The sequence below is a fragment of the Caloranaerobacter longqiensis genome (assembly GCF_050286925.1).
Classification (GTDB): domain Bacteria; phylum Bacillota; class Clostridia; order Tissierellales; family Thermohalobacteraceae; genus Caloranaerobacter.
In genome coordinates this window covers 1-13,266 of sequence record NZ_JBFWFX010000031.1, presented here as the reverse complement: position 1 = coordinate 13,266, position 13,266 = coordinate 1, and the positions used below count along the sequence as shown (strand labels likewise).

The following is a 13,266-nucleotide window of genomic DNA, read 5'->3' as shown; positions in this document are numbered from 1 at the left end:
TAATTGGATTACCTTTGCAGTAAGTGTATAGGTTTAGGCTAAGGGGGTTTTTTATGTCTCCTTTGTAGGTATCTTCTGTGATAAATCTTGCTATATATGGGTCATAATATCTTGACTTTAGGTAATATAGCCCTGTTTCTTCGTCGTAGTATTCTCCTGCATATCTGTATGGGTTGGTTATACTTCCTTCTTTTACTTCTTTTTCTTTTCCATATATGTCATAGTCGTAGGTGTTTATTATTTCTCCGTTTGGCAGTATCAGGTTTACTACGTTTTGATACCTGTTGTATATATAATACGCTGTCTCTTCTACTTTTTCTTGCTTTTCCGTTATGTTTTTCCCTATTATGTATGTTGTATGTGTTTCTTTTTTTGTTTCATTTATAAAAACTAAAACAAAAAAATAAGATATTGCATGAGTTAAAAGCAATAGAAAAGGCTACTATTCGCCAATTGGTAAAAGTAACAGGTGTGAATAAGTTTATTGTAGTAAAAGCATAGCAGACAATAAACCTGTCCCATTGTCTTATGCTGCCATAGAATGATACAGACTTTCCCCAGATAAACCTACCTGCATGAGCATAAACTCTTCCGTCTAAACTTATGAAGATATCCAGCTTTTGGGCTTTCCCACTTCTTGCAAGGTTACCCTCTTCATAAGCCAACACCGGTTCACTTTCACTATGTTCCATGCTCCCCCTTCAACTTCCTTCAGACATTTTTGTTGCCAGAAATACCATTGGGTTATCTTCTCGCTGGATTGGTGACAAGGCTTCTTTCAGCCTATTGGCTCAGCAGACATGCTGGGCGTACAAGAAACCAAGGGGTCTGTCCCCTTGGTTTTAAAAAATTGTTCAAAACTAGCATTCAAAATCCCTTTCATTATGTTTCTGTTAGAATTAATAGCAGTCTATACTTAACCATCAGCAATTCACTATAAAATTTTAATTATACAATCAATTTTCAACTACTTAGAACAGAAAAGGATGATGAAAAGACTGAATTATCTCTCCATTATTTTGTTGGATTATTGCTTTAAAGTAAAATTAAATAAATTTGTGTAATAAAACTACAAATCGATATTCATATGTTTTTTAAATCTATTCATCCATTCCAAATCTGCTTTATACTTGTTATGGTTGTATTTCCACATTTCCTTAAAATTTTTTATGTCTTCTTCCCATTCTGAATACATATTTTTAAATTTACTCATAAATTGAATAATCCCTCCAACAACAGCATGTTCTTCATGCGAAACTAGTATTCCCCATTCTCCTTTACTTGAATAAATTGCATTCTCTAGGTATAGCGGTAATTGTAAATACTCACTATAATTTAATCTATTGTTACAAACCCAAAATTTCTTTTCTTCGGTCTCCGTAACAGTAATTACAATTTCTTGATTCTCCATTGATTCTAAAGTATCAATCAATGCACTAAATTGTTTCTTTGTTAAGTAATATCCTTCTGTAGGACAAAGTATCATTCGATTTTCCATCTTTTCTTGAAACATTTCTCCAAAAGGGTCTTTGCTTTGAAAAATCCCATTAAACACTTGCTCAAGTTTAGCTATTTCACTTTTTTTTACGATTTTTTTCAACTTATCACTCCCCAATAAACTTGATCTTTCTTAATCCTTTTATTCCATTTACATCTATTATTGGAGGTCCTGATTTTGACACCGCACGATATGTGAAAATTATTCCATTTGCATCTTTTCCAACAAATACTCCAGATTTTACTTCTTTTAGAGTATTAACATCTATCTGTTTTATAAAAAATTCGTATGCATCATCAGCTGTACCCTTAACTATTCGTATTCCACTATTTTGTGCTTTTGTACCAATAGTTCTTAAATTCTCAGGAGATAATTTGCTAAATACACCTTTTACCTTCCCCTTAGCAAACAACTGTAAATCAATATTAAACAACCTTTTAGAAGTTTTTCCTATATCGTCTAATCCATTCTTAACAAATTTTACTGCGTCATCTCCAATTTTCCCTATTCCCGTTCCTCCTGGTATTAACATCCCTGCTGTGTCTAATACCGCTGCTAAACAGTCTTTTTCTGCTAAGTCCATTGCTATGAATTGCATGTCCATTTGTGTGTCCGGTGATGATGCTATTGCCGTAGCCCACATCATTAATAACACTATTAGTAGATTATGTCCATCTGGATCTGTATATTTAATCGGATTACCTTTGCAGTAGGTGTATAGGTTTAGGCTAATTTAACAATAGGTAAAGTGTTCATCTAACACTTCACCCATTGCTAAATCTTACCTTTAAGATACCTTAACTTTTAAAAAATCAAATCCTGTCATACCATATTTCTTTACTGTATCTACAAATCTTTCTGATACATATATAGGAATATCTTCTTCTTTTAATCTAAAAATATCTAATCCTTTTATCAGTTCCGCTTTTAACGCATATTTTACAACTAAAATATACTTTCTATTTTCATCTATTTCAAATACATCATATACTGAATTATCTAAATCTAACGCTTCTACTAAATTGCATACATTTACTACAAAATAATTGCCTAGTTTCTCATTAGTTTTAATATTCACAATATTAATTGGCAGATACTGTATTCCTTCTATTTTTTCTTCCTGAAGTATGTTTTTAAATCTCTCTGATATAACAAACCATCCTAAATCATTTCCTAGATAATCTGTTTTTCTACTCCCTTCCTCAGGATTATAATAGAACGTTATCTCTGGCCAATTCTCTATTTTCTTCCCTTTTTCTACATCATATCTATCAATACCTTTTAAATCATCTGATTCAGCACAAATAGCATCAGCATCATTTTCATAATCGTACATTAATTTATAATATCTCAAGTTCATTCCTCCTCTCTATTTCCAGTAATCTTTATACTGTACCTCTACTAATCCCTCAAGGTTCAGCCACAAATCACTGAATGAGTTATCATTTTGAATTTCATCTCAATGATGTTTGCCTAAAATTTACCATGATAAACATAATCATTTTCCCCTTATATCTGTCGCATTTACTGCACAAACCTTTAAAATTTTTTAGATTTGTTTTGTTTATCAAACTCCATACAATTTTCACAACCTATATCTATAAAAATAACCATCAACTTTTTTAAATCATTTTTTTATTTCTGATATTATCCCTGTATAACACCTCAACACATCAATCAACAATTCATCCATTTCTTCTAAATGCCACTTTATTGTATTTAGTATCCTATGTATTTCAAGGTAGTTTTCTTTTATTTCTTCGATATCTTTATAATCAACTTTTTTAGTTTTTTCTAACACTTTATAATATTCCTGCCACAATTTCTTAAAATCCTCAATATTATCTTTCTGTTCATTAAATCTTTCTAACGATAAGCATTTTGTATTGCAAGCTTTATTTAACTTCTGTAATAAATTCAAAACAGTTTCTAACTCGTTTATCATTACTATACCTCCCAATTAATGATTGTCTAAATAACATTTTTACTTCCATCCTTTAATAGTCCGCCCTTCTGCTTTTAGGGTTTTATCAACATTTAAACTACCATCTAAATTCAAAACACATCTAACTACTCCTTGCCTATCTATTACTTCTAAATGATCATAATGTAATGAATCTAAGTATAAACCATACCCCTTTTTTAAATATTTATTACCTGTTTTATTTGTAACTTTATAAATTAACTGCCCATTATATCTTATTTTTGTTCTACTTAATTTATTTCTTATGGATTTTCCAAAGTCAAGTTTGAAAAATTCATCCATATTGTTAACTTTGAGAACTTTACCCGTCCCCTAAGTTGCAATCTTAAACTTGGGATTTAAAATGGTGGCAACTGTTTTACCAATTACCACCATTATATCACCCCACTATTTTTTCTGAAAGTGATGGGGCTAGATATGAAGTTTTATTTTTATCATTCCATTTATATTTATATAATAATATTCACTATGTGCGTACATCTGATTCCAGATATATATTGTATAGGGCTTACATGGGTTATGTATTACTTATTATGATTATTGGAATCGTTCGCCACTGAAACCCCGCTCAAATTGAATATGAAAGAAAAGTGATGCCAAGACATAAAGCCTTACCACCACTTTAATTAATCGTATTCTGAGTAATTATTGTTTTACTTATCTCTTGATTTCTATCTTTGGTTCATAGACAGATAGAATTTCAACAACATCATTAACCGTTATAAAAACATAATGTCTAATGTCTTCATTTTGATGTATTCCAAAATTTTCCTCGTTAAACCATTGAATATACTCTGAATTTTTTACCTGAAAAAAACTCCAATTGCTATAGAATTTATCACCATAAGTATCTCCTAGATATTTGAATTTTCTTAAAAACTCGCCCTCATCTCTATTTCTGTATGATAATACGTGGTCTTCAAAAACTACTTTAACTTGTAAACCTTCGTCATCTTCATCAGAAAACTTTAAAATAAGACCATCTATATTATCGATTAAACTATCTAAAACCAGTTTTTTAGGTAATCTTAATTCTTCTTTCCATCGACTCCATATTTCGTTCATAAACTCACCTCTTTCTATTCACTATATCTGATTTTGATTTTATTCTTACCTTTCTGAATTTCAAGTGTAATTCGTCCGTCAGAACTTTTAGTCCTTACAATAACTGTCCTTCCATCTTCTAAAGCTCCGACTTTTCCAATATCAATATCTCTAACATTTCTTGGATTAAGACTATTAAAATCATCAAGGGCTTGATTAAAATCTCCCACTTTATCATATATTTTAGAACGCCCTTTTGTAGCTCTGCCCCGAGTTGCACCTTCAAGTAAATCATCAACAGTTTTACCCATCCCCTAAGTTATATCTTCTATCTGTTCCTCAATCTTTTTATACTTTAATCCCTTTATCCTCTGCTTTGTTTGATATTCTGTAAATGCACTCTCTAACTACAGGAATGTACGTTTGTCTAGCTTTCCTGTCTTTGGTAAACCATACTTTTCTTGTAGTTCTTCTACTGCTTTGGCTGTGTTCTTTCCATACCATCCATCTATCTTTAGGTCTGTTCCTAGTATTTTGTTTAGTTCTGTCTGTATTGCTGATGTTACTATGCTTTCTTGTTCTGATAGTCTGGTACTTCTACTCTTAAGTATTATATCATCTCCATCTATTACTTCTCCGTTTAATGTTGATATACTAAAAGCTGGTGGGTCTTCGTCTGTTGGTAGGTCTCCTGCTATCTGTTTTATATATTCTGCATTTTCTTTCTGTATTTCTGATGCTTTCTTTACTACATCATTATAGTAGTCTGTTTTTCTGTATGTTTGTATGTCATATATTATGTCTTCTATTTCATAGTATGTTTCTCCTGTTTTTTATTTTATCTTTAATTTTTTTCGTAATACAATAGAACCGTTTTCTTCCATCTCTTTTCTTAACGTACTTATTTAAAAACTCCTTTCTGGTTTTAATCTTGTTTGTTGTTCTTTACCAGAAAGGAGTTTTTGTTTTCATCTAAGTGAATTTTTTACACTACTTAGAATTTTTAAATTGAATAATCTTAAATTTCTCATCAGATGTAATTTTATCAACTTGAATAGCACATATTAAATTATTTTTATCTAATCCAAATGATACTCTATCATTTTTTATTACTGATACTAATCCTTGATGTGATAAAAGAATATATACTTTATCATTATTAATACAAACTTGAAAATCCTTTAATTCGTCTGTGAAAATATTTTTATTTCCATTATTATTTTCAATTTCTAAAACAGGAACACCTTCAGTTATAGGAACTTCATTAAAAATATTTTCTTCATTAACATCATATATTTCATTAATTTGTGTTAATGTTATAGAACGAATAATTCCTTTCTTTGAACCTATCCCTATCTCCATTAAGGATTTTTTAAAGTTACCTATTCTCCAGTATATTGTAGGCTCTAATGAAACATCCCACATACCGAATTCAATATTTATAGGAATGTATATATCAAACTCTACATTAATTGGAGTTATATTTAAAATCTCCTTAACTTTTAGCAAACTCACACCTCCTTCATCTAACTATAAATTACTATGGACGATATACTGCATGTTTTATTACTGGAAGCAATCCTTCTCCTCTTGGTTTACTAAATATCAATTCCCAATTACCTCTATTAATAATTTCATCATATTTTATCCCTTGTTGTACTGCTTTTAAAACAGATTCTTGAAAGCTTGATAATAAAGTTTGACTTCTTATTGGCATACCATGAGTAGTACTTCTTGTAATATACTCTACCATATGTTTTGTAGCATTAGGATGTACCCAAAATTTTTCACTACCTACTACTATCTCAAAAGACTTAGGTATTTTTGTATTTTTATACATTGGTTGAGTAATCTTAATATTATCCCATACTGTATTTGTAAGTTTACCCGTCCCCTAAGTTATAATCTTAACTTAGAGTTTTATAATGGTGATAACTATGCATTTCCAGCTACCACCATTATATCAAACTTCTTTCTGCTGTGAAAGTTTGGGAACTATATAAGAAGTCTTGTTTTTTTCTTAATCATACCATAAATGAGGTGTTTCCTTCCCACTTTAAAATTTTTAAGTATTTTATCCCTTAATTATAAAAACGTGTATTCGTGGGGTAAGTGGCTAGTCTTTAACATATGCCCTACCTTAATTTATATCAACGAGTAATTGCTCCTTTCACTCCAAAGGTCGTAATCAAGGATATTATTGTTGCGAAAAATATTTAACTTTTATGCTATTATTTTAAATTCTATAGACAGAGGGAAAACAAAGACTAGATAAAATATAAAAAGAATGAGGGTAACTGAGGATATTAAGACAAGATATGATACTAAGCAGCGTAACTTATATGATAAATTCAACATGTGCGTAGATTCAATTTTATAAATATATTGTATAGGGCTTATATGGGTTATGCTTGTCTTAGTAATGGTATTGGAATTATTCGGCACTAAGTAGTTCCACACAAAGAAAAAGCGATGGAAGAAAATAACTCCTCCACCGCAACAATCAAAATATTTTTTAAGCTTAATGACTTAAAGATTATTTTTTTCAGTCCATTCGTTGATTAATTTAAACAACTTACCTGTATCAACTTTTAACTCATTGTCTACACCACTGCTTACAAATTCAGTACTTATTATTGTATATTTCTTTGAAATCTGCAAATTACACATATTCCCTGCAACTTCTTCATATTCGCTTTTTCCAGTTACTACATTTTCAATGAAGCCTCTGAAAATAGCTTCACCGAAAGATGCCATATCTTCAAATACTAGCTCAATAAATCTAAATTCAGTAGCAAGCCTTGGGATATAAAAACCATCTTCACTGAGCTCAAAAATATATTCCATTTTCATTTTTCACCTCATATTTCTATTTTGAATAAAGTGGGAATGCAGTATCTACAAGTCCACTATCATTTAACCACATCTTTATTTTCATTCCCGCTCCTGTTTCACCAGTGTACCATCCTGCACCACTGAAATTATTTACGGTACTTCTCGCATCTTTTATTGCATCTACCACATCAACACGATTCCAACTATCTGGGAAGAATGTAGAAAACTTGGTCTCTCCATTCATTTCAATGGTTGCTTTGTAAACCCCAAACTTATCAGGAGCGCTTATATTTGATAATTTAGCTTTTGACATGATATTTGCATGATGATAACCAGATGGCAGACCTCTACCATTAATATTTCCATGGAAAATATGTTTCATTGCTTTATCAGAGAATATTGAGTGACCTTTACCCGTCCCCTAAGTTGTAATCTCAATACTTAACTTAAAATTTTTTCGTAATGTCTAATTACTTCTAATTATCTCTGTTATACAATTTTTCTCTTTATCTATAAAATACTAAACAATAATAATCATAATATCAAAAAGCCATTAAGAGGTTTTTAAACCTCTTAAGGATTTTTAATTAAGAATTACTTTTTATACCAAACTTCTTCAATATCTGTTAACTCTGACCATAAAGGTTTTAATCCTTTCTTGTGCATATATTCTTCAAATTCTTCAAACTGATTGTTTAGTATATCTTCTTCTGATTCCCATACAGCTTCACATTCATCACATATAAAGATTTCTTTATTTCTGTTTTTTATTCTAGCTTTATAGACAAAACCATATGCACCATTCAGACAAACAGGACAGTAAAGTTTTCCCTCAAAAAATCTAAGTTTTTTCTTATTAGATTCCATTTAGTTTTCTCCTTTCAATATTATTTAATAGGATAAGCCGATATAATATCATTTGTTCCATGTTTAGTAATAATTCGAATAGTTGTCTCTCCTTTAGTTCCAACAATTCTCCCCATAGGTATCTCATATACATCATTACCTCTATTTAAATAACTTTTCCCCCTCATCAGCCATGCTTCATCAACTAAAGTAAGTACTTTGTTCTTCCCAACATTAAATAAACTTTTACCTTTTGTTCCACTATCCATGGCATGTGCTAATACATGCTTAACTCTATTCCCATGTTTAGAACCTTGTTTGTATATTAACCCCGCAGATGATTCCCATATGCCGTCTCCTATGCTTTTTAGTTTTCCAAGTTCACTCGTCCCCTAAGTTGTAATTTAAACTTAGGTTTTTATAATGGTGACAACTATATATATTTCCAGTTACCACCATTATATCAAACTGCTTTCTTCTGTGAAAGTGGCGGGGCTATGTAGGGAGTCTTATTCTTCATCATGCCATAAATAATATTTACAAGCCTTCTCATGACACATACTAAAGCTTGTCCCTTTGTTTTTCCTTCTTTTATCTTTCTTTGATAGTATTCATAAAATACAGGATTTCTTGGTATCTTGCTTCCTTTAGATACTTGTACTTGTTGTACTGCTAAGAAATAAAAGATGCCATGTAATGTTCTGTTTCCTTACTTACTCTTTTGGTCTTTTCCTTTACCGCCCGAACTAAAGTTTACAGGAGCTATTCCTGCAAATCTAGCTAATTTATTAGGATTTGGGAATCTATTTATATCCCCTATTTCAGCTACTATACTAGATGCTGTTACTGTATCTATTCCTGTCATTGTTTCAAGCTTATAATCTAATAAACCCATCATTTTTTCTAGTTCATTTTCAACTTTCTTAATTTCATTCTTTTTAAACTGTATATCTCTTACATGGCTTTGTATAAGGAAATCCCTACTATCTTGATAATCCCTTGTTGTATCTCCATCCTTATCTATTAGCTCTAATATCTCCTTTGCTTTTCTTGTAGAACAAGAATTTCTACTGGCTTTTCTTAGAAACTGTGTCAGTTCTTCTTCTCTTAGCCCCGCCAAGTGCCTTGGTGAAGAATATTCCTCCCAAAATGCTAGGGCTGTTTTACCATCTATTTCTGAAAAGAATTTTTTATAGCTAGGATAACTATAACTTAATTGGATATGTAATTGATTCTTTAGGGCTGATAAAGCCTTTACAAGGGCGTTTCTACGGGTTACAAGCTGTCTTATTGTCCAGTATATATCCTGTGGATTTGCATCTGGTAAAATGTCTAATTTATTAAGTAATACATCTACTACGCATTTAGCATCCCAACTGTCACTCTTTTGGGTGGTGGGGTAGCTTTTACGTTTTGCATAGGATAGGGCTGAATTTACTTCCTTTACTATGTGTTTGTTTTCTATTAGAAATACTGCTAGACTTCTACCATAGCCCCCACATCTTCCAAACTAAAGACAAGAGTAATGCCTTTTTTAGTGTGTTTCTTTACTTCCTTTAATAATGCAGGAAATGCAGAAGGCTTATTGTCAAACTTGATTTCTCCTAGTTTCTCATGCCAACAATCTATAATCACTGCCGTATGATGGTTTTTATGTAAGTCTACCCCCACATATACATGTTTTAATTTGTAATGCAAAAGGTATCACTCCTCTCCATAGTTTTATAATTAAAGAATGTCGGCAACCTTAGTTCGAGCGTTAGTCATAATGACCCGCATTGGGACGAAAGCCTATCCATTCTTTTAATTTCCTTTACACTTTATATATACGAATTGAACTTTTTACAATTAAGTCCTATATTATTGCTTGATGTACTCCCTTTACTTCTATATCTCCATATCTATAATAGCCCCTATATAGATACTCTCTGTCTAGTATCCTTTTTACTTGTACCTTTGTAAAATCCTTACCTTTAGCTGTTTTATAGCCTTCTGTATTAAGTCTTTCGGCTATTCCCGATAGGGATAGGGCAGGATGAGTTTTTCTAAGATAAAATATCCTTTTTACTACTTTAGCCTGCTCTTTATCTACTATAAGGATTTTGTCTCCCTTTCTAACCTTGTATCCAAAGGCTGCTCTGCCTCCTGCATATCCTCATTCTTTTGCTTTCTTCTTTCTCCTCCGTCCAAGTTTTAGGGCTATTTCTAGCCTTTGATATTGGTCTAATAGCTCCATCATACCGTTTACTAGAAAGTCATTGGGGTCATTAGTATATATACTGTAATTCTCCTGCTCTATAGCCTTTATATCTACTCCTACAGCTTTTAATTCTCTATGCATCAGTACCTTTACTAAATCACTACGCCAAAGGCGGGAGGTGTTAAGAACTACTATATAATCTACTTCTAAAGACTTTATATCTGATAGCATACATTGTAGTCCTTCTCTATCTATTGTTAGTTCTTCTTCATCCACCTTCGCACCGCTTATGCCTTCATCTGTATATATACTAAGTAGATGTATATCATTAGCATAGCAATACCTTCTGATTTCTTCTGTCTGATAATCAAGAGAATAACCTTCCTTTACTTGATTTTTAGTAGATACCCTTACATATCCTACTGCGTTTTTAGCCATCTTTCTCACTTCCGTAACATTAATTCTAATTTTCGTAACGGGTGGGGTAATGTTTATCAAAAGATAAAGGATTAAATCTATATATTCAGTTTTCAAAGAACATAATGATTTGTTGCTTTAACTATGTCCATATAATACATAAATTTCTATTGCTTGCATCATGAATATTTGAGTTTCATTTTAAAGCTTTAGAAAGTTATTTTTTCATAAATCAAAAATCACCCCCCAATGCCTAGGATTTCAATCTTTGACATAGGAGGGCGGGGTATCTAAATTTCTTCATTATGAAATTTTTTATAAAAAGTTGGTGCATATCCCTTAACTATGGCTAATCTATATCGTATAGATTAAGTGATAAGTCTTTTACATATCAAAAGTAAATATTTTCAGAAATGAATGTGGTTGCGGGAGAACACATAAAAATACCGACCCGATTAATAGTCGGTGGGAGGCGTTAGAGGCTAAGAGGCTTTTCCCAGTTAATCCGTCGTAGTGCTTTTTTAGGCAGGGAACCTTGACAGAGTGATGGTTAAGCCATCCACGCAGTAAAGCTACACCTGGGTGCGTCTAATGTCTCGTAGGCTAGGAAACCTCAAATTCACACGCCTAGTTCGTTCTCCCCTTAACAGGGGGGAACGCTGTGTATTCCTAAATTCACCTCGCCTGCGACAGCGGGCGGGAGTGAGTTTCAAAGATTTCACATGATGTAAAACATATATACAAAATAACAATAGACAGTATACATACACTACATAAAACTCAGTACTATAAGATACACATAGTAGATAATAGTTCTATATAGATATTCTATCTAATAGATAAATGAATTGATTATACTACTGTTCCCCCGTCATTGGCGGTAATAGGAGCATAAGGGAAATATGATTATATTAAATGTATGTTGTTCATATTTATTGAATTTGTACTAATCTGATATTACTTATTAATCTAATGTTTATAGCTACTATTGATAGTTCCTATTGTATTGATAATTTTTTAATACACCATAATGCATCATTTTAGATATATAGATATAGTTCTTGCCCCCCTCCCATCTAAAATAAATGGCGGGGCGGGGGAATCTATTAAACTATAAAGAAACCTTAAGAGAGTATATATCCCCCTTAAGGCTCTATAATGTACTATATTAATGTATCTCTATTGTGATTTGCCTAGCTTTCTTTTCTGTCCGCCCTACTAAAAAGCTATTGTGGTGCGTATTTATGATAGGTGGGTGGCAATTGATACTAAGTTTATTAAACTTATATGGGTTATGTATGTCTTAGTAATGGTATTGGAATCATTCGGCACTGGGTAGTCCCTCCATAAAAGAAAAACGATGCAAAGCTTTAATAGCCCTACATCGTTATATTATTTGCTACAACTTTCTAGTAAATATCTAGTCTTTGTACTGTAAATTCAATGATATCACCATCTTTTAAATCTGTTGGAATCGAGTAATCCTCTAGACTTATTTTAACCCCGCCAACCATAACAAGTTTATTTCTTGAATCGACCAGTTTACCTCGGAGAAAGTAAGCAAAAGCATTATCTTGTTTCTCAGATATAAAACCTTCCTCATCAGACTTCATAACATTTCTGACTTCATAACAGTATAGTGGTTCCTTTAATTCATCTCCAACCTCATAATTGAATGGTTGTGAAAAACACTTTAATGTCAATATACCATCTGAAATAATTACTTCTGCTTCCTTAGCAGACTCATTAATCCAGTTTATCTCTTTTACTTTTATCAATAAATCTCCTCCTTATTTCAAAATTCCAAGGCTAGGAGCTTTCTTAGAAAGCTCTGATGCTGTTTTAATATGGAATGTAGTAATATTTCCTGTTGCTCTATCTAGACCAACAAAACCATATTTTGCACTACCCTTTCCACCTATTAGCTTAACATACCCATTTAATTCTTTAACATAGGTTCCGTTGTTAATTACATGATTAGCATCGTCAATATAGTTCTTGAGATTATACGCATCCTTACCAAAGGCATCCATCAATTCCTTACCATGCTTTTCAAAGTGAATAACTGCTTCATCACCTTTAAACTTGATAAGTTTTCTCGTCCCCTTAGCAAACAACTGTAAATCAATATTAAACAGCCTTTTAGAAGTTTTTCCTATATCGTCTAATCCATTCTTAACAAATTTTACTGCGTCATCTCCAATTTTCCCTATTCCTGTAGCTACGGGTATTAACATCCCTGCTGTGTCTAATAGTGCTGCTAAATAGTTTTCTTCTGCTAAATCCATTGATATGAATTGTATGTCCATTTGTGTGTCTGGTGATGATGCTATTGCTGTAGCCCATAACATTAATACTATTATCGGATTATGTCCTTCTGGGTCTGTGTATTTAATTGGATTACCTTTGCAGTAAGTGTATAGGTTTAGGCTAAGGGGGTTT

19 protein-coding genes and 1 pseudogene are annotated in these 13,266 nt (G+C 32.0%); all 20 read right to left on the bottom strand.

Annotation, left to right across the window (positions count from 1 at the left end; genetic code table 11):
- A partial coding sequence (locus AB4Y15_RS13325; protein ID WP_427340834.1) for an RHS repeat-associated core domain-containing protein occupies positions 1–430 on the bottom strand: 430 nt, incomplete at its 3' end.
- A 639-nt stretch (positions 431–1,069) separates the two neighbouring features.
- Positions 1,070–1,600 carry a hypothetical protein gene (locus tag AB4Y15_RS13320; protein WP_427340833.1) on the bottom strand — a complete coding sequence of 177 codons (531 nt, stop codon included), beginning with the start codon at positions 1,598–1,600 and terminating at the stop codon, positions 1,070–1,072.
- Positions 1,601–1,604: 4 nt separating this feature from the next.
- Positions 1,605–2,144 (bottom strand): hypothetical protein, encoded by a 540-nt coding sequence (locus tag AB4Y15_RS13315; RefSeq protein ID WP_427340832.1) that lies wholly within the window; start codon positions 2,142–2,144, stop codon positions 1,605–1,607.
- 141 nt (positions 2,145–2,285) lie between these two features.
- Complete coding sequence (locus AB4Y15_RS13310; protein ID WP_427340831.1) at positions 2,286–2,852, bottom strand: imm11 family protein; 567 nt, start codon at positions 2,850–2,852, stop codon at positions 2,286–2,288.
- Between the two features lie 273 nt (positions 2,853–3,125).
- Positions 3,126–3,443, bottom strand: a complete 318-nt coding sequence (locus tag AB4Y15_RS13305; protein WP_427340830.1) for a hypothetical protein — start codon at positions 3,441–3,443, stop codon at positions 3,126–3,128.
- A gap of 39 nt (positions 3,444–3,482) precedes the next feature.
- A complete protein-coding gene (locus tag AB4Y15_RS13300; RefSeq protein WP_427340829.1) occupies positions 3,483–3,764 on the bottom strand; it encodes a hypothetical protein in 282 nt (93 codons plus the stop codon).
- 375 nt (positions 3,765–4,139) lie between these two features.
- Positions 4,140–4,547, bottom strand: a complete 408-nt coding sequence (locus tag AB4Y15_RS13295; protein ID WP_427340828.1) for a hypothetical protein — start codon at positions 4,545–4,547, stop codon at positions 4,140–4,142.
- 14 nt (positions 4,548–4,561) lie between these two features.
- Positions 4,562–4,837 (bottom strand): hypothetical protein, encoded by a 276-nt coding sequence (locus AB4Y15_RS13290; protein ID WP_427340827.1) that lies wholly within the window; start codon positions 4,835–4,837, stop codon positions 4,562–4,564.
- Positions 4,838–4,933: 96 nt separating this feature from the next.
- Positions 4,934–5,038 (bottom strand): peptidoglycan-binding domain-containing protein, encoded by a 105-nt coding sequence (locus AB4Y15_RS13285; RefSeq protein WP_427340836.1) that lies wholly within the window; start codon positions 5,036–5,038, stop codon positions 4,934–4,936.
- 478 nt (positions 5,039–5,516) lie between these two features.
- A complete protein-coding gene (locus AB4Y15_RS13280; protein WP_427340826.1) occupies positions 5,517–6,035 on the bottom strand; it encodes a hypothetical protein in 519 nt (172 codons plus the stop codon).
- 31 nt (positions 6,036–6,066) lie between these two features.
- The gene (locus AB4Y15_RS13275) at positions 6,067–6,366 is read right to left on the bottom strand and encodes a hypothetical protein (protein WP_427340825.1); all 300 of its coding nucleotides are present in this window, start codon (positions 6,364–6,366) and stop codon (positions 6,067–6,069) included.
- 689 nt (positions 6,367–7,055) lie between these two features.
- Positions 7,056–7,379 carry a hypothetical protein gene (locus AB4Y15_RS13270; RefSeq protein WP_427340824.1) on the bottom strand — a complete coding sequence of 108 codons (324 nt, stop codon included), beginning with the start codon at positions 7,377–7,379 and terminating at the stop codon, positions 7,056–7,058.
- A gap of 16 nt (positions 7,380–7,395) precedes the next feature.
- The gene (locus tag AB4Y15_RS13265) at positions 7,396–7,743 is read right to left on the bottom strand and encodes an EndoU domain-containing protein (RefSeq protein WP_427340823.1); all 348 of its coding nucleotides are present in this window, start codon (positions 7,741–7,743) and stop codon (positions 7,396–7,398) included.
- 212 nt (positions 7,744–7,955) lie between these two features.
- The gene (locus tag AB4Y15_RS13260) at positions 7,956–8,228 is read right to left on the bottom strand and encodes a hypothetical protein (protein ID WP_427340822.1); all 273 of its coding nucleotides are present in this window, start codon (positions 8,226–8,228) and stop codon (positions 7,956–7,958) included.
- Between the two features lie 20 nt (positions 8,229–8,248).
- A complete protein-coding gene (locus tag AB4Y15_RS13255; protein ID WP_427340821.1) occupies positions 8,249–8,476 on the bottom strand; it encodes a hypothetical protein in 228 nt (75 codons plus the stop codon).
- A gap of 194 nt (positions 8,477–8,670) precedes the next feature.
- A pseudogene (locus AB4Y15_RS13250) lies at positions 8,671–9,905 on the bottom strand (IS110 family RNA-guided transposase).
- A gap of 157 nt (positions 9,906–10,062) precedes the next feature.
- On the bottom strand, positions 10,063–10,302 hold the full coding sequence (locus tag AB4Y15_RS13245; protein ID WP_427340835.1) for a recombinase family protein: 240 nt from the start codon (positions 10,300–10,302) through the stop codon (positions 10,063–10,065).
- A 60-nt stretch (positions 10,303–10,362) separates the two neighbouring features.
- The gene (locus AB4Y15_RS13240) at positions 10,363–10,845 is read right to left on the bottom strand and encodes a recombinase family protein (RefSeq protein ID WP_427340820.1); all 483 of its coding nucleotides are present in this window, start codon (positions 10,843–10,845) and stop codon (positions 10,363–10,365) included.
- A gap of 1,388 nt (positions 10,846–12,233) precedes the next feature.
- Complete coding sequence (locus AB4Y15_RS13235; protein ID WP_427340819.1) at positions 12,234–12,602, bottom strand: hypothetical protein; 369 nt, start codon at positions 12,600–12,602, stop codon at positions 12,234–12,236.
- Positions 12,603–12,614: 12 nt separating this feature from the next.
- Positions 12,615–13,266, bottom strand: a 652-nt coding sequence (locus tag AB4Y15_RS13230) for an RHS repeat-associated core domain-containing protein (protein WP_427340818.1), incomplete at its 5' end; no start/stop codon positions are given.

Excerpts from the sequence above, each read along its gene's own strand:
- AB4Y15_RS13295 (WP_427340828.1), bottom strand. The coding sequence starts at position 4,547 with ATGAACGAAATATGGAGTCGATGGAAAGAAGAATTAAGATTACCTAAA.
- AB4Y15_RS13240 (WP_427340820.1), bottom strand. The coding sequence starts at position 10,845 with ATGGCTAAAAACGCAGTAGGATATGTAAGGGTATCTACTAAAAATCAA.
- AB4Y15_RS13290 (WP_427340827.1), bottom strand. The coding sequence starts at position 4,837 with ATGGGTAAAACTGTTGATGATTTACTTGAAGGTGCAACTCGGGGCAGA.
- AB4Y15_RS13275 (WP_427340825.1), bottom strand. The coding sequence starts at position 6,366 with ATGTATAAAAATACAAAAATACCTAAGTCTTTTGAGATAGTAGTAGGT.
- AB4Y15_RS13260 (WP_427340822.1), bottom strand. The coding sequence starts at position 8,228 with ATGGAATCTAATAAGAAAAAACTTAGATTTTTTGAGGGAAAACTTTAC.
- AB4Y15_RS13300 (WP_427340829.1), bottom strand. The coding sequence starts at position 3,764 with ATGGATGAATTTTTCAAACTTGACTTTGGAAAATCCATAAGAAATAAA.
- AB4Y15_RS13315 (WP_427340832.1), bottom strand. The coding sequence starts at position 2,144 with ATGATGTGGGCTACGGCAATAGCATCATCACCGGACACACAAATGGAC.
- AB4Y15_RS13265 (WP_427340823.1), bottom strand. The coding sequence starts at position 7,743 with ATGAAACATATTTTCCATGGAAATATTAATGGTAGAGGTCTGCCATCT.
- AB4Y15_RS13305 (WP_427340830.1), bottom strand. The coding sequence starts at position 3,443 with ATGATAAACGAGTTAGAAACTGTTTTGAATTTATTACAGAAGTTAAAT.
- AB4Y15_RS13270 (WP_427340824.1), bottom strand. The coding sequence starts at position 7,379 with ATGAAAATGGAATATATTTTTGAGCTCAGTGAAGATGGTTTTTATATC.
- AB4Y15_RS13255 (WP_427340821.1), bottom strand. The coding sequence starts at position 8,476 with ATGGATAGTGGAACAAAAGGTAAAAGTTTATTTAATGTTGGGAAGAAC.